Genomic DNA, 21,913 nt, shown 5'->3' on the forward strand with positions numbered 1-21,913 from the left:
CTATTTTTTTTAGCTTGAGTTTGGTACCCTTATAATAATAACGCCTTGTGCAAATTAGGAGGTAGACGTTACTTTGTATCTTTTATATCTTTTCTTTGGATTTATTATTTTATTTCTGTTCAATATTTTAACCAATACATTATGTTTAAAAAAGAATATTCCGGAAGACAAACAGTCCTCAGTTTTCAAAATGATTAATGTTTCCATTACCATTTTATTAGTTTCATCTTACATCGAAGTTCTTTTTAATGTATAAAATATCCCCAACTGTTACAAATTAAATGTTAGAGTTTTTTTGGTAATCATTCAAGCAACAGGGTTTATGGAAGATCAAATCGATAAGACCTATGTGTTATTTCTCACATTTTTTAATTTATTAAGGCTTTTTTAATAAAAATTTGCTATATTTAAGAAAGGCTATATAATAATTGGACAAGTTCCTCTCATAATTTTAAGGCTAATAGGAGTGTTTACATGAAAAAATTGGTAGCAACAACGGCCGTCATTTTCGGGATCTTCAGTCTGACAGCATGTGGAAATCCAACGATTGTGAAAACAAAGGCTGGAAATATTACGCAACAAGATTTTTATAAGGAACTGAAATCTGAATACGGCAACCAAGTTATCCAAAATATGGTATATACTAAATTACTTCAAGATAAATATACCGTTACGAAAAAAGAAATTAACGCCAAAATTAAAGAAGTAACGGATTCTTTAGGCGGCTCTGACCAACTTCAAGCAGCTCTTCAACAACAAGGGATGACAATGTCACAGTTCAAAGACAACGTTAAGACACAGCTATTGTTGTTAAAAGCCGAAACAAAGAATGTCAAAGTGACAAATGCTGATCTTCAAAAATATTTTAATGCAAATAAGAGCAATTACATTGAAGTTAAAGCACGTCATATTCTTGTTGACAAGAAGTCCACAGCTGACATGATCGAGAAGAAATTGGCAAATGGTGCGGACTTTGCAACGTTAGCTAAAAAATATTCAACGGATACAGGTTCAAAAGACAAAGGCGGCGAACTTGGCTGGGTGAAAAAAGGAACAATGGTACAGCAGTTTGAAGATGCCTTGTTCAAGCTTAAAAAAGGACAAATTACCACAACTCCAGTCAAGTCTGACTATGGGTACCACATTATCCAAGCCGAGGATATTAAAGACAGTCTTTCTGATTTCAAATCCCAAGTTACAGAAGACTATAAGGCCTCCAAGGCTGAAGATCAACAGGTTGTCCTTAACAGTTTGATCAAGAATGGCGGTATTAAAGTGAATGACAGCCAATTTAAAGATCTATTCAAGCAACAAGCTGTTACAAGCACAGACAGCTCTAGCACTGGTACTGATACGAGTACAGACAGCAGCAGTAGCTCAAGTTCAAGCAGCGATTCAAGCTCAAGCAGTTCTTCCAGCAAATAAAAGGTTCAAGGAGTCTCACAAATGTGAGACTCCTTTTTTCATTAAGTGGGTGATTTTCAGTTGGATAGCTTATTCTCGTTACGCTTATTTGCTCGGATAGCCCATTGATAGGCGAATAGAGTATTGTGGTTACGCCTAATTAGTTTTTGTGTAACGAGTATTCGCTATTGGCTGATTTTGTGTCTGATTGCCTGAATAGAGGTAACGACGATTCGCTATTTCCTCGGATAGGAGGCTTTTGGGCCTGCTTTTGAGTCATAGCGTGCCCTCGTTACGCCTATTTGCTCGGATGATCCATTGGTAGGCGAATAGCGTATTGTGGTTACACCTACTCATTTTAGTGGGAACCAGAATACGCTATTTCTTTTTTAAAAGAGTTTACATTAAGCAGCCATTAGTGATATCCGTTTAACTGCTTCTTTTTTTGCGTGCCTTTTCGATCCGCTCCATATAAACCTGTCCTTGCTCTTCTATAAAAGCTTGGTCAGCTTGGCGGTCCTCTTGATTAGCCTTAATGAATTGATACCCGCTAAAAAGGATCCCGGCAATGACAAAATACATCCACCAAGGTAACGTGGAAATAAGGGAAAAGACGCCTAAAGTCTTCAACACAAAAATGCCGGCAAGACCGCCAATGATCCAAAGTGAACGTTTGGCTCCTTTTTTCATATGAAATACCTCCTCTAGAGATAAACGACTAACACAACTTGTCCTTCGGCTTATATAAGACTATGCACCTTCCCCTTAAAATATGACAAAAAGGGTTAATGGTTTAAATCCATTAAATGGGGACCGTTCTTCTGTCCATTAATTAAACAGAGGAACGGTCCCCGCAATTTTATCGAAGAAAAACTATTTCCCTTTTTTTGAGTAAAACCTGTCCTCACATTTATTAATGACCGGCTTCAACCTGATCGACGTGGTGGACGTGCTTTCGATTGACTAAAATAAATAAAACCGACACAAGAACAAAAACGCCGCCTACAATAAACGGAACATGCGGTGAAAACCATTCCGCTAATTTCCCAGCTAGATAAGGGGCGACGGCACCGCCCAAAAAGCGTAAGAAGCTATAGGCAGCGGATGCCGTTGAACGCTCGATTGGCGCTGCATTCATCACAGCAGTTGTAATTAATGTATTGTTATTTCCGAGCATGGCACCCGCTAATATAACTGCTACAATAATAACCCATTGAATGTCCGTCCATATCCCCATGATAATAAGTAAGAGCGCAAACAAAAATAGCATGGCGCACATGGAGGAGACCGTCCCAAAACGCTGCTGCAGTTTCGGTGCCATGAAAACGGATGTGAGAGCTAACAAAACACCCCAGCCAATGAAAACATAACCAAGTCCGTGTGCGTCTAAGCCCATAACGAACGGCGCATAAGCTAATAAAGTGAAGAAACCAAAGTTATAAAGACAAGCTGCTAACCCAAATACGACGATCGATCGATGTTTCAGAGCACGAAATGGGTCAAGCAAGGAGGTTGATTTAGCCTTTGGCTTCCCAGCGTTCAGCTTACGAGTTCCTGGCATCAGCACGCTGACAAATATAAAGGCCAATACCATAAGAGCTGCCACTCCTAAAAATGGCCCTCTCCAAGTAATCGCTCCGAGTTCACCACCGAGGAGAGGACCTACTGAAATGCCAAGTCCGATTGCCGCCTCATAAAGAATCACCGCTTTTGCCGTTCCATTATTAGATAAAGTAACAATCGCCGTTAAGGCTGTTGCTACAAACAATGCATTACCGAGACCCCAGCCTCCACGTAAACCAACAATGGCCCATATATTATTTGAAAGACCCCCAGCTGCTGAGAAAAAAGCAATAATGACAATTCCGCATAAAAGAGTCCTTTTAATTCCAAGACGCGATGAAAGGGCCCCTGTAATTAACATGGCAACCGCCATCACCGCATTATAACTTGTAAATAGCAAAGTGACCTGACTGGGTGTTGCCTTTAACTGTGTGGCAATGGCCGGTAAGATCGGATCAACTAATCCAAGCCCCATAAAGGCGATGATACAAGCAAAAAAAACAGCCCATACGGCGATGGATTGCCCCCCTTGGTGTTCTTTTGACAATTCAGCTTGTTGCGTCATGTCGACTCTCTCCTCTTTTCATTTCTAATTCTTGTTCTAACGACCCAATCCGCGCCCGTACTCTCTCTCTTAACGTGACAAGTTCCTTTTGAACGCTAAGTATTTTTTGCATTTTATCTTCAATCACAAGAATTTGTTTATCCAGTGTCTTACCCATTTCCTCCAGGCTCGTTTTTTCACTAATTGAGTCCTTTAATTCTTTTACTTGAAGATAATTTGCACGTGTCTGTTCAAAATTTTCCCTAAGCGACATATAATGGACGAGCTCCTGCAAGGAAAAGCCTAACACTTCTTTGATGGTCGTGACTTTTTTCAAAAGTTCAACATGCTTGTCAGAGTAGATTCGCGTTCCTCCCTTGCTGCGAGGTGGTGAATCCAATAAACCAATTTCTTCATAGTAACGAATCGTCCGCTTGCTTAATCCAGACTGTTTGGCGACTTCATCAATTTTAAAACCCCTTTCCATAAAACACCTCCCATCCCACTTATCTATAATCACTGTGGCCAACTCATTTTCTTTTCTTTTCTTTCAAACATAATCTCTTGATAATTCCCATAATTCAAACTCACTTTATGAGTATAATATAAATTTAACGTTAACGTCAATTTTTGTTTTACAAAAAAGGGGCAGCACTTTCTGTTTCTTTTTTTATGAAACAGAAGCGCCACCTCTTTAAACCATTTAATCAGCTTAAACTGAAACCGTTTTTGACGTAAATGTCGGTTTATAGAAGGAACGATTATCCATCGCAAAAAGTCGCTCCGTAAACTCTCCCGGCTGTACTTTTTCAAGGGCCCTGGACATCATATTCATCTTGGCATCCAGATTATCAATCATATGAAGAATTTCGGCCTCTTTAATTAAAGGCGGTTTCGGGCTCCCCCATTCTCCCTTATGATGATGGCTCAAAATAAGATGTTTGAGAATGAGAACCTCCTCGGCCTCTTCATAATCCAGTGCCTTCGCTGCTTCACCTATCTCGTTTACCATAATCGTGATATGGCCGAGAAGTTTTCCTTCGAGCGTATAGGCGGTTGCCGTCGGACCCGATAATTCAATCACTTTACCCATATCATGAAGAATGATCCCTGCGTATAACAAGTCTTCATCCAATTCGGGATATAGACCCGATATCGCAGCGGCGAGATCCAGCATCGAAGTGACATGATAAGCAAGACCTGACATATACTCATGGTGATTTTTCGTTGCAGCTGGGTATTCATAAAAGGCCTGTTGGTGTTTCTTTAACAAAGCACGTGTCATTCGTTGTAAGACGGGGTTATTCATTTTAAAAATATACTGTGTGATCTTCTCCATCATATCCGCAACAGGTACAGGAGCAACCGGAACAAGATCGGCCTTTGTAATCGGATCGGACTCTTTAGCCTGTCGAATGCGACGAATCCGAAGCTGCATTTTCCCCCTGAAGCTTGTAATATCCCCTTCAACAAGGACAATGGTATCCGGCTGATAAATGTCCTCATCATCACGTGAGATATCCCATAATTTCGCTTCAATTTCACCTGAGACGTCTTGTAAAATGATGGTTAAATACGGCTTTCCATTGCTTGCGATTGAACGGCTTACGGATTTAATTAAGAGATATTGATTGATCGTTTCCCCTTCTAATGCCTGTATGATTCCCTTCAAGTCTCGTCTCCTCCTTAATTTGCTCTCTATTGTTAAGGCTAGTTTCTGGCCTCTATTTGATTAAGCGAAACTAGCAACCCCCTTATAGAAAAGCATCTCTTTTTCTAAATGTGATCTCAATCGTCAAAAGGGTATGGTTATTTTGAACGTCACACCATCTTTATCATTAAACAAATCAATTGTTCCATTATGGCGCTCAATCAACCGTTTAACGATGGCTAAGCCTAACCCAAACTGTCCTTTTACCCCTTTTTTGAAGGGTTCGAACAAGCTATCCATTATATCCTCTGAAATAGAAGATCCGTCATTATGAATTGAAATGATGTGACACCCTTGGCCTTCCTCAGCCTTCAATTCAATTTTAGATTCAGCATAACGAAGCGCATTTTCTAAGAGATTCTCTAACACGATCCCAAATTGTTCGGGATCGACATGCAGCATGACGCTTTCACCACTTATATGAAACTTCACCTCGGGCTTCATAGCGGATAAGCGCTCTTTAAAAGACTGAGCAAGCTCACCAAATGTGATCAGTTCGAGCGTCGGTGTTTCATCCTTAAGTGAATCAATACGCGTATAATAGAGAAGCTTCTTCACCCGATGCTCCATTTGCTTCGCTTCCCCAAAAATAATATCCATTGTAGTATCTAGTCCATTGGGCAGCAAGCCGTCCTTTACAGCCTGTGCATAGCTTTGTATCACCATTATTGGGGTTTTCAGCTCATGCGAGGCTTGCTGGAGAAATTCCTTTTGAGCTTCATCATAATGAACTAAATTTTTTCTCATATTCTCGAATTGATCGGCTAATGCTTGAAACTCGTCACCGCTATTCCAAATAAAGGGCTCTTTCCAATTGAATTTCGAAATAGCTTCAAAATTTTTCCCTAAAGCCTTTAGCGGAGCTTTTAAATAATGAGTCAGCCATACAGAGAACCCCAGACTGATTATGACCGCTAGCAAAAAGACATATAAGAGCCGAATCCATAATTTCTTAGCCATTTGGTTGCGATAAGTGTCCCACATATAAGAAATAACTGTGGCTTGTCCGTCATTTGTATCGATATGACGGGTCACATAAAAGAGCGTTGCCCCTTTATAATTCAACTCAAATTGACCCACTTCAAGTTTCTTACTGCTATTTGCATGTGACATCATTTCCTTCAAAACACTTGCCGGAACAGCGGCCCCTGATAATTGACCAATCCCATTTTGAACAATGAGATTTCCTACAGAGTGCGCTGCCTGTTGCTGCTCAATAAATCCAAGTCCTGATTGGGTATTGTCATCATGATCAATAGTTGGAATAAAGTTAAGCTGCTCCTGTTGGATCAAATCAAAGGAATCTTCTTTTAATGCCTGCTGAATAGAAATCGGGTAAATAACCGCAACGCTCACGGCAATAACTAGAATTAATAAAATAAAGGAAAACCAGATTCGACTCGTTAGATTTAAACGAAGCATTAGGTCACAATCCTATAGCCGGCTCCATACAGTGTTTCAAGCGAAAGCCTTGGCATCTTCTTTCGAATGCGCCGGACGACGTCGTCCACTGCCCGATTGGAGCCGTAATAATCTTCTCCCCATACTTCAGATAAAATTTCTTCTCTTGTCTTAGCGACATTCGTATTTTCTAAAAGGAAGAAGAGGACATCAAATTCCTTCATCGTCAATTCAATTTCAGCACCACTGTCATCATGCACTTTCCTTCTTGTTACATCAATATGGTAATCGGAAAGATCAATAACATGGGTTTTGATGCCTTGCCCATAAACACGATGCAGCAATTTTTGGACACGAATAACCAATTCTTTTGGAAGAAAAGGCTTCGTTAAGTAGTCTTCACTGCCCAATTCAAGTCCTGTAATACGGTCAAGATCCTGATCGCGAGCAGAAATAAAGATGACCGGCTTTTCAGAGTGAACCGCCTTAACTTCCTTGATTAAATCATGACCAGACATGCCTGGAAGCATAACATCTAATATCCAGAGATGGGCCCCATTATGAAGATGTTCCAAAGCTTCCTCTGCACTATGAAAAGTAGAAACCTTCCAGTTTTCATTTTCTAGATATGTTGTTAATATGGCTGCAAGGTTTTCTTCATCCTCAACTAGATTAATATGAAACGTCCAATCACTCATTTTAATTGGCCACCTTTCGACCCTTTTCTTTCCAATCTTCCATTCTTATACTTGTGGACTCATAGGAATGACAAGTGAAAAGAAGGACCTGACGATTTTTTGCAACCTTTTCTAAAACAACCATCATTTGATTCAACCGCCCCTGATCGAAATTCACAAACCCATCGTCAACAATAAGAGGAAGGGCCACTCGCGTCTCAAATAAATCGACTAACGCTAGACGCAGACTCACATAGAGTTGTTCAGCTGTGCCACGGCTTAATTCTTCCGCCCTAAATAGGGTTCCATCTTCATGTTCAACGGAAAACCCTTCCGTTTCTTGATAATATAAACGGATATACTTGCCATCAGTGATCAGTTTGAAATACTCCTTGGCGCTCTCAACAAGTGCAGGCAATCGATTAGCCTTATAAGTTTCCTTCGCTTTTATGAGAAGACCTAAAGCTGTCTTATAAATGGCCCATTCCTTTGCCTCATTGTTTAATTGATTGCGATGGAGCTCAAATTGATGGATTAACTCAGCATGTGATTGATCATCCTCAATCTGCCTGATTTGAACTGTAAGATCCTCTAGATCGATTTGCAATTCCTGCAAGTTTTTCTCAATTTGATTCAGCTCTCTGCTAAACCGTTCTTCCCAATCCCCCTGCCACTTTAAGTGATTGAAGTCTTCTTGATGACGCTCCAATTGTTCAGGAGAACCAAGCGCTTTTAGCAATGTTTGATTAAGTCGTTCCAATTCCTGACTATCTGCTTCTTTCTTCTTCAGCAATGCTTCTTTTGTATAAAAAGCCTCCTCAGAATCGACTTGAGCTTGCTGCCATAAATTATAGCATTCCTTTTGAAAACGAGCGATTTTTTCTTCATAGGAACGCTCTTTCTCTCTCAACTTTTCCATATTCTGCTTATGTTGGTCTATTTTCCTTTCCATTTCTAACAGGTTCTCATAAGTCAGCCTTAAGTCTCCCAAACTTAATCGTGAAACTCCTAAGCGTTCTCCCAATTGTTCAAGAGAGTGGTCCTGTTGTTCCTTTTCTTTAACTAGCTTGTCCAATGTCTTTTGCAAGGATTGGATCTCATAAATTTTTTGTTTCGCTTGTTCCATCCAATTGACGTACTCAAGAGCGAGAGAACGATCATGAATCTCAGGATACCCCTTTTGAATGAGCCAGGTCCTAAATTGGTTGTCTCGTGTTTGAAGGAGGGCTTCCGCTTCCTCCCATTCTTTTTGACTCAGTTGCCGCTTATCGAGCAGCGCCTGTCTCTTTTCTATTCGAGCCTTTTCCTTTTCTTGAAAACTTTGGTCCTCCATATAGCGCTGAAGCAAGGATTCCTGTTGCTTAAGCAGCTCTGTTTCTTGTCGCAGGACGGATAAACGCCTTTGAACGGCCTCTAGTTGTTCTAGAGAAGACGTTTTTTTGAAGAGAAGCTGACTGCCTGCCCAAACCAAGAGCGCAAGGGTGAGTATGTAGCCGCTTATCCAGCCCGTCCAAGAAGGGGGAGAAAACATTTTGCTTCCAACCAGCCAGCCTATTAGAGCCGCAAGCCCTATAAATAGAGCCAGAGAGGAATAAAGCTTCCATTTCTTCTGCGCTTTGACCCCATCCTTTAACTGCCTTAAGTCCGTTTCCAAACGTTTGACTTCTTCTTTACGGGCATCCCTTCTTAAATATAGGGAATAGAGTCGCTCCCCTGCTTCTCTCTCTTCCGATGACAAGGAATGGTCTTTTAAGGACTGTGTATCCAATAGATGTAATTCCTGTTCAATAACCGCTACATCTCTCTCAATAAAATCCCTTTCCTGTTCTAGCCGCTGCATGTCCTTCAAAGCTGATGTTAATTGATGCGACATTTGAAGGCTCGTATCTGCCTCTAATATCTTTTCTTCACTTAAGTGATGTTTATAGGCCGGTTCAAGGCGATTGAGATGAATTTGATAGGCTCGCTGTTCACCATTCAGCCGTTCCTCGATCTTTCCTATTTCAATGAGAAGGGCATCGAGCCGCGGCATGTCTTCTATGAACGCTTGTATTTGATCCCGTTCAGCTGCCCAGCGGCTATCAATCTGTTCGGTTAATTGAGCGATTTTTCCTTCTAGATCATGGATTTGAAGCTCAAGCTCTGCCTTCTCCCCTTCGAGCGTCACCCATTGCGTGCGCCAGGATTCATAACGGGCTCTGCCATCATGAGGAAAGCTGTCAAGATTATCCGGGTATGAGCTCATTTGTCTATTAAGCGTTTGAAAATCTATTAACTGCGGTTCAACGGCCTTATATTCTGTAAATTGCTGTCTTTTCTCCAGCAAGGTTTTCTGATTTTGCTTCAACCGCTTTTCTTTATCCGTTAAAATCTCTTTCTCTTTCTTTAAAGATAAATAATAGGCTTTCTTTTTCTCCCATACTGAAAGCTTCTCTCTAATCCTGCCTAACTCGTTCAACGTCTGATTCATGGTTGGATTTTTCCCCAAGGGGCGGAAATGCTCCTGCGCGGATTTCTCAAGTTCTCGTTCCAGCTCCAAAATCTTGGCATTCCCCATCATCCCTGTGCTAAACAAGTAATGCTGAAGCGTATCAGGCTTCATTCGATGTACATCCTTCAACCCGTCTAAGTCTAACCCGAAGATCGCATCAAAGAGAGGCAAATCAATTCCGTGACACCACTCCTTTAGAAGGGAGGCGTCACCTTGGGAGCCATCTGGAAAATAAAGAACAGCTTCACCACTTGCTTTTCTTAAATGGCGAACAATGGTTACCCTGCCAGCAGTAGGATGCCAAACGACGAGGCGTCCTCCCAATTGGATATCGCTGTCCCCTAGAAACCCCAGTGAACGCAAGGTGGAACGTGATGGAAAACCAAACAACATATATTTAATAAAATGAATCAAGGTTGTTTTTCCCGATTCATTTTGTCCTTGTATGACTAGAAAAGGGACATTTGGAAATTCAAAAAACTGGTCACTGAATTGACCGAATTGATCAATATGAACCTCAGTTACCCTCATCCTCTCACCGTCCTTTTCCTTCATCATATAACTTGCGAACAATTAACTGCTCAGCGGCTTTCAGAATAGACTCTTGCTGCTTGGCATCAATAGGATCTAAATAACTTCGGGCTTTTGAATGGGTGTAGAGTTCTTCAACAAATGGGGTCAGTGTGTCGGTATCATCAATTAGTCTTATCAGGTCACCTAAGAAATGAGATTCTTTACCCCAATCATCACGCGGGTAATCCGGCAATGTGTCACAATCCATTTCCATGATCCAACAAAAGACCTCTTCTTGATCTTCTCCATCCTGAAAAAGGTCCAGCAATTCTTTCTGCACCTCTATCGTTCGAAGGGTATGATGCAGCGGGCTTTGACCTATTACTTTTAAACGGAACAGCCCTGAAATTCCTGTCTCTTTAAACAAGCTCTTCCTTGACTCGACTTCTAGTATCACATCATTTAGAGTCAGCATTTCGGTAATATCTATTGTCATGGTCTCAAACAAAAAGGAGGCCGTACTCAAAAAATCAACCTTACACTCCCTCTTCGATAAGGTCACCAGTTGCACACCTTTATCTCCCGTCTCTTTAACCGAAAGACCTTGAGGGGTTCCTGAGTAATAAATAGGAGCGTGATCCGTTAACCGTTCACGTTTATGTATATGACCTAAAGCCCAATAATCAAAATCCTTTTCGATAAGTTCTTGAACAGTAAAGGGGGCATAGTTGTCATGCTCAATCGTCCCTTTGACCGACCCATGTAAAAGACCGATATGATAATCTGCACCAGACTCTTTCTTGTACAAGGAAATCATGGAGTCTGTCACATGACGAGTGGGGTAACTAAAGCCGTAAAGGTTGACCGTCTGTTTGCCTTCTTTTATAAATCGCTTAACCTCAACTTTGTCTGAAAAGACTTCAACTTGGTCATTTGACACATCCAAGCGGACCGAATCAAGAGGATCATGGTTGCCATGAATCACATACACCGAGATATCGAGATGCCTCAGACGTTCAATTTCCTTCTTAAAGCGTTGCTCCGCTCGAAGGCTCGGATTATGACTATCATACAAATCACCCGATATAAGTATAAAATCAACCTCATTTTCGATCGCATAGGTGATGGTTTGATGAAGGGCATGAAAAGGAGCTTCTATTATTTGGCTATACAGTGCATTGGGTAACGGCGTCAAACCTCTATAGGGGCGGTCCAAATGAAAATCCGCGGCATGTATAAAGCGAATGGTCACGTCCAGAGTCTCCTTTCAAGCTAATCTATTTCCATCCCTATTTTACCATAATTCACGATCATATGTTCTTGTTTGACCAACCATTTCAATTTTTAATCTAGAGTTTTCTTGATTCTCCGAGAGGGAGAGGCTACAATTCACATAGACTCATATGAGTAGGACAACCTATTAATAATCCTAAGGAGGAACAATCATGAGTGTACATATTGCAGCAAAACAAGGTGAGATTGCAGATAAAATTTTACTTCCCGGTGACCCTCTACGGGCAAAGTACATTGCGGAAACTTTTTTAGAAAATGCCACTTGTTATAACGAAGTGCGCGGTATGTATGGTTTCACTGGAACCTATAAAGGAGAACGCATTTCCGTACAAGGAACTGGAATGGGCGTCCCTTCTATTTCAATCTATACACATGAACTTATGGCGGACTACGGTGTTAAGAGCTTAATTCGTGTCGGGTCTTGCGGCGCTTATTTAGAGGAAGTAAAAGTGAGAGACGTTATCTTGGCGATGTCTTCTTCAACCGATTCACAAATCAATAAACTTCATTTTCAAGGCATTGATTTTGCTCCAACCGCTAACTTTGAACTTCTTAAGGCTGCTTATGACGTCACCATCGAAAAAAACTTGCCTGTTCATGTCGGCAGCATTTTCACAAGTGACATTTTCTACAACGATAATCAGGAACAAACGGAGTTGCTCAGAAAACATGGAACATTAGCTGTAGAAATGGAAACAGCCGCATTATATACATTAGCGGCCCGTTTTAAAGCAAAAGCGCTCTCTATTCTTACTGTTAGCGATCATCTTATAACAGGTGAAGCAACGACTTCAGAAGAACGCCAAACTACCTTTAACCAAATGATTGAAATTGCCTTAGATGCCGCTATTCGTTCATAAATAATAGGTGGGGACAGACCCTTTCAGAAGCGGTCTGTCCCCTCACGTTTACCCCTTGTTTTAGTCCCTCTTCTTAGCTTGACAGCTCTCACATTCCACTTGATAAGACTCTGCTTGTTCATCCATCCTTTTTCCGCACTCAAGACATCTTTTCTTAGGTAAGTTTCTAAAAAATTCAACCGGGTTTTGCATCTGTAATACCTCTCTTTCGATATATGACAGTTTGTTATATAACATATTCTGTTGTGATACAGTATATACCTGAAAAGAGAGTCTGTGACTTTTTTCTAAGAACAATCTTATTTATGAAAAGAAACGGGAGAACCGTCCCTGCATTAAAAAAAGGGCTGTTATAAAACAGACCCTTTCAAATCCCTTTATTAGACGGCTGTTGAGCCGCCATCGACAACTAAAACATGCCCGGTCACAAAGTCGGACGCTTTGGATGCGAGATAAATAACCGCTCCTTTAAGGTCCTCATTACCGCCAAATCGTCTCAATGGGGTGTGCTCTAGCACTCGCTCTCCGGAGACTTCAAGGACACCCTTTGACATTTTTGTCGGGAAAAAGCCCGGTGCAATGGCGTTGACGCGCACCCCTTTAGGCCCCAACTTTGCCGCCATATCTCTTGTAAATGAGACGATGGCCCCTTTGGAAGCTTGATAACCGATGGCATCCATTATTTCAGGTTCTGAACCTTTTAGTGCCGCAACCGACGCCAAATTGATAATTGATCCTTCACCGCGTTCTACCATGTGACGCGCCACAGCTTGTGTCATCAGGAATGTTCCTGTTACATTCACTTCCATGACTTTATGCCAGGCTTCAAGAGGCATTTCAAGTGCAGGCGCTCCCCAGCTTGCACCGCTGTTATTTACTAAAATATCAATGGTTCCAAACTTTTCTAATGTGCGATTGACCACGTTTTCGACAGCTTCAGGCTTCGTAATATCACATGGCAGAGCAAGTGCTTCTCCGCCCAGCGCTTCTATTTCCTTGACGAGCGCTTCACAATTTTCTACCCTTCTAGAACACGCGACAACAGACGCTCCCATTTCAGCTAATGCGATCGACATTTGATGACCAAGCCCGCGACCGCCGCCTGTAACAATAGCTGTTTTTCCTGTTAGATCAAAAAGCTTTATACTTGACATTTTTGGTCACCCCTCGTTGTTAAATAACCGTAACTTCTATCGATTAAGATCAGTTGGCTGATCCAATGATGACTGTTTCTTCATGTCTTCATCCCGAAGCTCTCTTTTGAGCAATTTTCCAACCGCGGATTTGGGCAACTCATCGCGGAACTCCACAATTTTGGGAACCTTATAAGGCGATAAGCGTTCTTTAGCAAATGCGATGATTTCATCCTCTGTAACGCTTTGACCCGGCTTGAGCGTCACGTAGGCTTTTACCGTTTCACCGCGATAGGCATCGGGCACTCCGATCACCACTGTTTCCTGAATGGCTGGATGTTCGTATAGCACCTCTTCAATTTCACGTGGATAGACATTGTAACCGCTTGCAATAATCATATCCTTCTTACGGTCAACGATATAGAAATAACCGTCTTCATCCATTCGTGCCAAATCTCCTGTTAAGAGCCAGCCCTCTTTCAGAACTTCAGCCGTCGCTTCAGGGCGTCGCCAGTACCCTTTCATAACCTGCGGGCCTTTGATCGCTAATTCGCCAACTTCCCCTGCCGGAAGAACTTCCAATCCATTTTCACCCTCTCGGACAATGGCCGCTGTTGTACCAGGGAGAGGAATGCCGATTGAGCCCGCACGTCGATCTGTAAACACCGGATTACTATGGGTGACAGGTGAACATTCAGATAAACCGAAACCCTCATATAATTGAGAACGGGTTCGCTGCTCGAATAGATGAAGTTGTCGAAGAGGCATGGCCGCTCCTCCGCTATTAAAAAGGCGAATCTTAGTAAGACCCGAATTCTCAATGTCTTTTTGTGCGTTCAACGCCACGTACATTGTTGGAACACCAGAAAAGGAAAACACCTCGTGCTTAGATACCGTTTCCAAAATTTCTATTGGGTCAAACCGAGGTAAAAGAATCTGATTCGCTCCTGTTCGAATTCCTTGAAAGGCATTGCAGGTTAATCCATAAATATGAAAAAGCGGGAGAACAGTCATTATCTTAGCGTTATAAGGGTAATCAAGCGTTTTAAAACTGAATTCATAGACCTGCTCAACGTTCGAACGCAGATTAGCATGGGTCAACATAACCCCTTTAGAGACGCCTGTTGTTCCCCCTGTATATTGAAGAACCGCGACATCTTCTAAGGCATTGATTTCGATTTCTGGAGCCTGCTCATCAGTCGTTTTAAGAAAATCCTCTAACAAATAGTCTCCTTCACTTAATTCAAAGTCCAATTTGCCTGAAAAGGAAGACACTATGACTTGTTTAAGTGATGGTGTTTTGGGTTGAACAGATTTTATTTTTGGATAAAAAGCATCAAGAGCCATAATTGAGGTGGCTTCAGAATCCTTTAAGACGTACTCTATTTCACGTTCCACGTACATCGGGTTGACCTGGACGACAATCCCACCAAGGCGAAACACAGCAAAAAGGGAAAAGAAGCTCTGAGGACAATTCGGAAGCATGACAGCTAACCGGTCACCTTTTCTAAACCCTGACTTATAAAGGGCTTGCGCAAACTGCTCAACGATCCCTTGAACTTGTTCATAAGTAAATGTCTGATTATAAAAAGTTAAAGCAACATCCTTTTTGTATTTCTGTACGGCTTGTTTCAATAAATCATTCATGGATTCATTTGATGCCGGCAGATCCCGTACTATGCGCTCATCATAAACGTTTAACCAAGGCCTTGGTTCATCTAACATATTGAATCTCTCCTCATCCAGAAATATATGCCAGTCCTGTAATAAACCCTTTTATAAAAGCGCTTTCAATATACTATTATAAATAATCCCTCGATTAATTGCGAGATAATTTTTTATATTGTGTACAATAACTTGACAAACCTGCTCTTTAAGAGAAAAAATGAAAGTATGTAAGAAAGCGCAACCATCATGATGGGGGGAAGACAGATGTTTACCTACACGCTTACAGCCTATGAAAAGGATGGAACCAAACTCATTGACGAGGTCTTTGAAGCAGAGAATGATGAACTTGCCCGCTACAGAGGAGAAAACAAATTAATTGAACTTGGTCTCTCTGAAAAAACAAGCCGTGTCACATCCCGAGGAAAGCTCATCCACTTTCATAGATAGGACGAAGTATTAATAAGGGATCTCAAGTGAGTGCGAATGGCTCAGGAGCGCGGACCTTGGATCCCTTATCTCTAGTCTATCTGGTCAAATCATTAATGTGCCTCGATGTTCATCCTCTAAGCTTATCAAAGAGCCTTTTGGGAATCCCGCCTCCTGCTCTGCCAAACCAAAAGAAAGACCCTCCCTTTTTTGGGAAGGTTTCTATAAATAATTTTATGATTTCATTATACATAAGTCTTCATTTGTTTGCGGAATACCTCACGAACAACATAGGCAACACCATTCATGTCGTTTGAGCGCGTGATCCAATCGGCTTTAGCCCGAACTTCCTTAGGTGCGTTTTGCATGGCTACACCGAGCCCCGCTTTTTCAATCATCTCTAAGTCATTAGCATCGTCACCGACTGTCACCACTTGATGGACAGGTATCCCTAAGCGGTGACACAAATAGCTCAAGCCGCCCCATTTAGTTGCCCCATGATTCGTCAAGACAAGCGTTGTGGCATCCTCTTTCCTGACTTGTAAAGAAGGGAAAAAGTCTTCCATCGCCTGCAGGACTTCCTCCATATTGTCATTGTACAATTCAACTTCTACTTCTGCCGCGTCATCTCCGTTCTCACGAAGATAACCACTTAAAGAGTTCACATAAGTAACTGGATAGAATAGGGGTTCACTAACGCCTACCGTCATTTTAGCAATCAGATTTTTTTGTCTAGGACGATTGCTGACAGATAAGCGCTCATGTGCAAATCGAATGCGGCAATTATAAGTTTCAAGAAATTCGACAAGCTGAAGCAAGACATCATGACTAATTTTGTTCGTATGGATGGGATCATCAATTGTAGTGGAGATAAAAGCTCCATTATGTGTCACGATTGGATGTGTCAATTTTAACGCCTTTGCCACTTTTGCCGCGGAATGAAAATGACGTTCTGTGACAAGTGTCACAATCGCGCCTTTCTCTTTTGCAAAAGCAACTGCCTCCTTCGTTGAACGATCTAAGCGATGATTATTTTTTAAAAGGGTGCCATCGATGTCCAATGCGAGTATGCGATAAACCAAGGTAATCCCCCTTTTCCAAAGTAAACTAATGTCCTAATTTCAAACATATGGTATTGGTTTATAAAATAGAACAGGCATACCATCTTTTTTGAATAAAAGCTATTTCTTATATAAAAACTACAATTAAAGGAGTGTGAAGAACTATGTCATTCTTAGCACCTAATGAAATTGCCCAAAAGGCCGTAGAAAATGGGACGAAAAAGGCAAATCTTCCCTTTCTTTCACAAGTTTTACTAGGATTTTTGGGTGGAGCCTTCATCGCTATTGGTTTTCTTTTAGATATTCGTGTCACCGCTGGTATGCCTGCCAATGTTTGGGGTTCCTTTCCCTCCTTTTTAGGAGCTGCCGTCTTCCCAGTTGGACTTATTCTCATTATTGTGGGAGGGGGAGAACTTTTAACGGGAAATTTGATGGCCGTCGCAATGGCTTGGTATTCAAGAAAGGTGAGTTTCGCTCAATTAATTGGCAATTGGATTAGCATCCTTATTTTTAACTTTATTGGCGCGGTTTTTGTCGCTTATTTCTTTGGTCATGTTGTTGGTCTTACAGAGACCGCACCGTTCCTCGACAAGACGGTTGCCATTGCACAAGCTAAATATTCGGAAGCGTGGTGGCCGACCTTCGTTTCAGCCGTGGGGTGTAACTGGTTAGTCTGTCTCGCGGTTTGGCTGGCATATGGGGCCAATGATATGATTGGAAAGATAGTTGGAATCTGGTTTCCCATCATGACCTTCGTCGCGATCGGTTTTCAGCACGTTGTCGCCAATATGTTCGTTATTCCTGCCGCTATCTTCGCCGGTCAAGCCACATGGGGAGACTTTTTCACTAACTTTTTCCCCGTCCTGCTCGGAAATATAGTCGGCGGAAGCATCATGGTTGGCCTAATTTATTGGATGACCTATATTCGATCACCAAAAGCGGATTGATATTTAAAAACATCCCAAAAGAGCACTGCTCTTTTGGGATGTTTTCATTTGAGTATAAGGGCAACGAGGGCTAGTACCTCGCCTAAAGGCTTGGCACCAGCCCTCGTTTTCCTTAAAACCTAGTATCTTCAGGATGCCTTAAATTCTCTGTACAAGCTTCACAAACATCATACAAATCTTCCTCTTCATTATCCCGCTCTTCAACTCGTCCACAAACTTCACAAGTACGTGCCATGCACCTATTCACTCCTTTTTTTAGACAGGGGGGTCAGACCCCTAGCATCAAAAACCTTGATATGACAACGTTTTGGTTGTTGAATTAGCTATTTAGGGGGTCAGACCCCCTAAATAATTTAAATTTCTATTTGGTAGCCGCTGTCCATTAGGGCTTGTTCGAAGTCTTCGAGTGAGGCTGAGTCTTCGTTAAAGGATACGACGGCTTCGCTTGTATCTACGTTGACTTCGACATTTCGAATGCCCCATACATCATAAAGAATTCGGCTGACCTCATCTGCTTTTTCATCTTGCAGATCCTTCACTTTAATTGATCTGATTACTTCCACGATAATCCCTCGCTTATTTCACCTAACAAATTTTATTAGAATCTTCCTAAACTCTGTCCTTGCTTGAATGGATTAGTGGGCTTCTGAAGCTTGCTCCGATGCCTGCATTCTTAAGTGTTCACCGATTCCCTTTAAAAAGCTGACACCGGCCGTTAAAGCGGCGTTTACATCAGGATCCTTTAAAATTTTCATTAAGCCCCAAACATTGATCTGCTCGTTTGTTTTTAAGGATTCAGAGGCATTCTCGATCCCTTTTGTGACACCGCCTGTCATGGCACCCAGCCCGCTTAAGTCCAATGCGCTCATGATTTCAACCATGGCAAAGACATTTTTAATCATGTTATACGTACCGGGCTTATTCACTTGCTGAATGGCAAGGGCACTGACACGATGCCCTTGATTCAGCATCGCTCTGAGCGCCTCAAGCACCCCGTACTCCTGAAGCCGCTGCAATATCTCAAGCGTCTCCATTAGGGCATTTCGACTATCAGCCGTCATCTCCATTAATTGTTCAATGGCTTGGCGCTGTTCTTCAACCGGATCTGGAACTGATTTATTAAGCTTAGTAATCGCCTTAGCCATTCTGATACCCTTCCTTCTCAATAAACTCTGGGATTGAAAGAAAATCTCGGCGTTCCCATTTCTTCTCAACTTCAACGCTGATATGGGGCTGCGGGTTTCCAAAGCGATGATTCACACGTGGGAGCGGCGAATCGCCATCCGCCTCCAACACGGTCATTTTGACACTCATTTCCTTATAGTTTGGTGTATGGGTAATGATGTCATGATAGCTGCTTGTTAGTTTATTAACCGCTGCTTCATTGTCTAGCGTATTCATGGGTAAATACAGCTCTTTTCCTTTGACATTGTCCGTCACCCAAACCCGTACTTTAACTTTTCCATAAGGCGACTCTAACCGGACAAGTGCCCCTGTTTTTATCCCGCGCTCCTCTGCAAGCTCCGGAGAGACTTCTAGCCATGGCCCTGGCACTTTATGAGTAATACCAGGTGAACGATACGTCATATTTCCTTCATGGAAATGCTCGAGCAACCGGCCATTGTTAAGATGAAGATCATAATCTTCACCAGGTTCATATGGCGGTGTCCAATCAACCGGAACAAGTCGAGCCTTGCCGTCCGGAAATCCAAATTGCTCAGTATAAAGAAGCGGTGTATCCTTACCATCCTTTGAGACGGGCCACAGAAGGCTGTTCCAGTTTTCAAGACGCTCATAAGTGACTCCAGCAAATTTCGGTGTAAGGGAAGCCACTTCATCCATGATTTCAGATGGATGATGGTAATTCCAATTTGCGCCGAGACGATTAGCCACTTCTTGGAAGATTTCCCAGTCTGGCTTACTGTCACCAAGCGGTTCAAAAACTTGATAAAGGCGCTGAATTCGACGCTCCGTATTGGTAAAGGTTCCTTCTTTTTCAAGGCTTGGCGCCGCCGGTAAAATAACATCTGCAAATTGAGCGGTCTGGGAGAAGAACAGATCCTGAACAACGAAAAACTCTAGTTTTTCAAAGGATTTATGCACATGGTTAATGTTCGAATCCACAAGCCCCATATCTTCCCCAAACAGATACATGCCTTTTACTTTATCCTTTTGGATCGCCTCAACAATTTGATGATTGTTAAGACCAGGGCGTTTTGGAATCATCGTTTTCCAAGCTTTCTCAAATTTCCCGCGGATTGCATCATCCTCTACAGGCTGATACCCAGGGAGCCATGCTGGCATTGTTCCGAAATCACTTGCCCCCTGAACGTTGTTATGGCCGCGCAGAGGATAAGCCCCTGCACCAGGACGACCGTAATTTCCTGTTATTAAAAGCAAATTGGAAATAGCCGTACTAGTGTCTGTTCCACCCAAATGCTGGGTCACCCCCATCGCCCATAGGATGCAAACCCCATCTGATTCATGAATCATTGTCGCCATTTGAATAAGGGTATCCTTTGAAATGCCCGTCATTTCTTCGGCATACTCTAAGGTGTATTTTTCAAGTGATTTCACATAGTCTTCATAACCGACCATTCTCTCTTCAATCATCTTTTTATCTTGAAAGCCTTGATCAATAATGTATTTGGTCACGGCATTCAACCAAATCAGGTCCGTTGAAGGCTTCGGATGAACATGTAGGTCAGCCCGTCTGGCCAGATCATGTCGGCGGATATCGGCAACCATTAATTTCTGTCCATGCAGCTTATGGGCCCTTCGAATGCGGGTTGATAAGACAGGGTGCGATTCAGCAGGGTTAGCCCCAATAACAATCACAAGACCTGCTGTTGCAATGTCATGAATCGTTCCGGCATCCCCGCCAATCCCAACGGTGCGCATGAGACCGGTTGAGGCTGGTGTCTGACAATAACGCGAACAGTTGTCCACATTATTAGTACCGAACACGCCACGCGCGAGCTTTTGAAACAAATAGTTTTCCTCATTTGTACATTTGGAGGAAGCGATAAAGCCGAGCGCATCCGCCCCATGTTCTTCCTTAATTTGTTTTAATTTGCTTGAGACTAAGTCTAGCGCCTCTTCCCATGTTGATTCAACAAACTCATCCCCTTTTCGAATCATTGGGGTGGTAATCCGTTCTGGGCTATTAACAAAATCCCAGCCGAATTTTCCTTTCACACAAGTTGATATCCCATTAGCAGGACCCTTTTCAGTTGGCTGTACTTTTAATAGTTTCCGATCCTTAGTCCACACTTCAAAGCTGCAGCCTACCCCGCAATATGTACAAACCGTTTTGGTTTTTCGAATACGGTCTTCACGCATGCTTGACTCAATATTAGATATGGTGAAAATTTGTTCATAGCCGGGTTCAACTTCCTTAGTAATATCGATCATTGGCTCTAAGACATCCTTTGGAATGTTCGTCATAAAGCCTGCCTCGCCAAGCATGTTTTTCTCCATCAGGGCATTGCACGGACAAACCGTTACACAATGGCCACAGGATACACATGACGATTGATCAATAGGTACGTCATTATCCCAAATAACCCGCGGACGATCCCGATCCCAAGCGATACTGAGCACTTCACTGACTTGCAAATCTTGACACGCTTCCACACACATTCCACATAGGATGCATTGGTCAGGCTCATATCGATAAAAAGGATGTGTGTTATCCGCTGCATAAGGCTTTGGTTCAAATGCATATTTCTGATGATTAATTTTTAAATGCTCTGCCGTATTGTGAATTTCACAATTGCCGTTATTGTTATCACAAACGGTGCAATAAAGCTCATGATTTTTTAAAATTCGCGACATGGCTTCTTCCTGAGCTTCTTTGACCTTGTCCGACTGAGTGCGTACCACCATTCCTGATTGAATTTCTGTCGAACAAGCTCTCTCAAGCTTTCCATTCACTTCCACATAACACGTATCACAGGTTTGGATTGCGCCAACCCCTAGATCAGGCTGATAAGAGCAAATACCTGGGATATACATGTTGCTGTGACTCTTTGAAACCTCAAGGATTTTTTTCCCTTTTTCAGCTTCGACTTCAATATCATCAATCATCAATTTGATGGTTTCAAGGTTCGAGTCCAATCATGCCACCTCACCTTCTAATTTCCTATTAGATCTTCATATTTAAATGCTTATTAGACATTTTTAACCAAATACAGACTTATCATTCAATAAAGAAGGGCG

At 42.2% G+C, this 21,913-nt stretch carries 21 protein-coding genes; 5 read left to right on the top strand and 16 right to left on the bottom strand.

Features of this window, described 5'->3' with window-relative positions; translation table 11 throughout:
- The first annotated feature begins 73 nt into the window (after positions 1-73).
- The gene (locus tag PU629_RS18195; RefSeq protein ID WP_275281449.1) at positions 74-256 is read left to right on the top strand and encodes a hypothetical protein; all 183 of its coding nucleotides are present in this window, start codon (positions 74-76) and stop codon (positions 254-256) included.
- A 218-nt stretch (positions 257-474) separates the two neighbouring features.
- Positions 475-1,425 (top strand): peptidylprolyl isomerase, encoded by a 951-nt coding sequence (locus PU629_RS18200; protein WP_275281450.1) that lies wholly within the window; start codon positions 475-477, stop codon positions 1,423-1,425.
- A 408-nt stretch (positions 1,426-1,833) separates the two neighbouring features.
- Here the strand turns inward: PU629_RS18200 and PU629_RS18205 are convergent, their stop codons facing one another.
- The 8 genes from PU629_RS18205 to PU629_RS18240 all read right to left on the bottom strand — a co-directional run bounded on the left by PU629_RS18205 (position 1,834) and on the right by PU629_RS18240 (position 11,556).
- Entirely contained in the window at positions 1,834-2,094 is a 261-nt protein-coding gene (locus PU629_RS18205) for a sporulation YhaL family protein (protein ID WP_343076294.1), read from the bottom strand.
- Between the two features lie 223 nt (positions 2,095-2,317).
- Positions 2,318-3,532, bottom strand: coding sequence for an MFS transporter (locus PU629_RS18210; RefSeq protein WP_275281451.1), 1,215 nt, complete (start codon positions 3,530-3,532; stop codon positions 2,318-2,320).
- Positions 3,516-3,998: a MerR family transcriptional regulator gene (locus PU629_RS18215; protein ID WP_275281452.1), complete on the bottom strand. Its 483-nt coding sequence runs from the start codon at positions 3,996-3,998 to the stop codon at positions 3,516-3,518. Before PU629_RS18215 ends, PU629_RS18210 begins: the two co-directional genes overlap by 17 nt.
- 225 nt (positions 3,999-4,223) lie before the next feature.
- Entirely contained in the window at positions 4,224-5,183 is a 960-nt protein-coding gene (yhaM, locus tag PU629_RS18220; protein ID WP_275281453.1) for a 3'-5' exoribonuclease YhaM, read from the bottom strand.
- Positions 5,184-5,306: 123 nt separating this feature from the next.
- Entirely contained in the window at positions 5,307-6,644 is a 1,338-nt protein-coding gene (locus tag PU629_RS18225) for a sensor histidine kinase (protein WP_275281454.1), read from the bottom strand.
- On the bottom strand, positions 6,644-7,321 hold the full coding sequence (locus PU629_RS18230; RefSeq protein WP_275281455.1) for a response regulator transcription factor: 678 nt from the start codon (positions 7,319-7,321) through the stop codon (positions 6,644-6,646). The genes PU629_RS18225 and PU629_RS18230 overlap by 1 nt, the downstream gene beginning before the upstream one ends.
- Before the next feature lies 1 nt (position 7,322).
- Positions 7,323-10,322, bottom strand: a complete 3,000-nt coding sequence (locus PU629_RS18235; RefSeq protein ID WP_275281456.1) for an AAA family ATPase — start codon at positions 10,320-10,322, stop codon at positions 7,323-7,325.
- A 4-nt stretch (positions 10,323-10,326) separates the two neighbouring features.
- Positions 10,327-11,556, bottom strand: coding sequence for a metallophosphoesterase family protein (locus PU629_RS18240; RefSeq protein ID WP_275281457.1), 1,230 nt, complete (start codon positions 11,554-11,556; stop codon positions 10,327-10,329).
- Positions 11,557-11,749: 193 nt separating this feature from the next.
- Between PU629_RS18240 and deoD the strand changes: the two genes are divergently transcribed.
- Positions 11,750-12,457 (top strand): purine-nucleoside phosphorylase, encoded by a 708-nt coding sequence (gene deoD / locus PU629_RS18245; RefSeq protein WP_275281458.1) that lies wholly within the window; start codon positions 11,750-11,752, stop codon positions 12,455-12,457.
- A gap of 60 nt (positions 12,458-12,517) precedes the next feature.
- Here the strand turns inward: deoD and yhfH are convergent, their stop codons facing one another.
- From yhfH to PU629_RS18260, 3 genes are all read right to left on the bottom strand, one after another.
- Positions 12,518-12,694, bottom strand: coding sequence for a protein YhfH (gene yhfH, locus PU629_RS18250; RefSeq protein ID WP_481900456.1), 177 nt, complete (start codon positions 12,692-12,694; stop codon positions 12,518-12,520).
- Between the two features lie 143 nt (positions 12,695-12,837).
- Entirely contained in the window at positions 12,838-13,611 is a 774-nt protein-coding gene (locus tag PU629_RS18255) for an SDR family oxidoreductase (RefSeq protein WP_275281460.1), read from the bottom strand.
- 36 nt (positions 13,612-13,647) lie between these two features.
- Positions 13,648-15,315: a long-chain-fatty-acid--CoA ligase gene (locus PU629_RS18260; RefSeq protein ID WP_275281461.1), complete on the bottom strand. Its 1,668-nt coding sequence runs from the start codon at positions 15,313-15,315 to the stop codon at positions 13,648-13,650.
- Between the two features lie 207 nt (positions 15,316-15,522).
- Between PU629_RS18260 and PU629_RS18265 the strand changes: the two genes are divergently transcribed.
- On the top strand, positions 15,523-15,705 hold the full coding sequence (locus PU629_RS18265; RefSeq protein WP_275281462.1) for a YhzD family protein: 183 nt from the start codon (positions 15,523-15,525) through the stop codon (positions 15,703-15,705).
- 224 nt (positions 15,706-15,929) lie between these two features.
- On the opposite strand, the gene PU629_RS18270 is transcribed toward PU629_RS18265, so the two are convergent.
- Positions 15,930-16,766, bottom strand: a complete 837-nt coding sequence (locus PU629_RS18270) for a Cof-type HAD-IIB family hydrolase (RefSeq protein ID WP_275281463.1) — start codon at positions 16,764-16,766, stop codon at positions 15,930-15,932.
- A 143-nt stretch (positions 16,767-16,909) separates the two neighbouring features.
- Here PU629_RS18270 and PU629_RS18275 point away from each other — a divergent pair, with 143 nt between their 5' ends.
- Entirely contained in the window at positions 16,910-17,692 is a 783-nt protein-coding gene (locus PU629_RS18275) for a formate/nitrite transporter family protein (RefSeq protein ID WP_275281464.1), read from the top strand.
- Between the two features lie 112 nt (positions 17,693-17,804).
- Here the strand turns inward: PU629_RS18275 and PU629_RS18280 are convergent, their stop codons facing one another.
- From PU629_RS18280 to fdhF, 4 genes are all read right to left on the bottom strand, one after another.
- Positions 17,805-17,927, bottom strand: a complete 123-nt coding sequence (locus PU629_RS18280; RefSeq protein ID WP_275281465.1) for a hypothetical protein — start codon at positions 17,925-17,927, stop codon at positions 17,805-17,807.
- A 118-nt stretch (positions 17,928-18,045) separates the two neighbouring features.
- Entirely contained in the window at positions 18,046-18,255 is a 210-nt protein-coding gene (locus PU629_RS18285) for a heavy-metal-associated domain-containing protein (protein WP_275281466.1), read from the bottom strand.
- A 72-nt stretch (positions 18,256-18,327) separates the two neighbouring features.
- Positions 18,328-18,837 (bottom strand): helical membrane plugin domain-containing protein, encoded by a 510-nt coding sequence (locus PU629_RS18290; RefSeq protein WP_275281467.1) that lies wholly within the window; start codon positions 18,835-18,837, stop codon positions 18,328-18,330.
- Complete coding sequence (fdhF, locus tag PU629_RS18295) at positions 18,830-21,781, bottom strand: formate dehydrogenase subunit alpha (protein ID WP_275284495.1); 2,952 nt, start codon at positions 21,779-21,781, stop codon at positions 18,830-18,832. The genes PU629_RS18290 and fdhF overlap by 8 nt, the downstream gene beginning before the upstream one ends.
- Positions 21,782-21,913: the final 132 nt, after the last annotated feature.

The sequence above is a fragment of the Pullulanibacillus sp. KACC 23026 genome, from assembly GCF_029094525.1.
GTDB lineage: Bacteria > Bacillota > Bacilli > Bacillales > Sporolactobacillaceae > KACC-23026.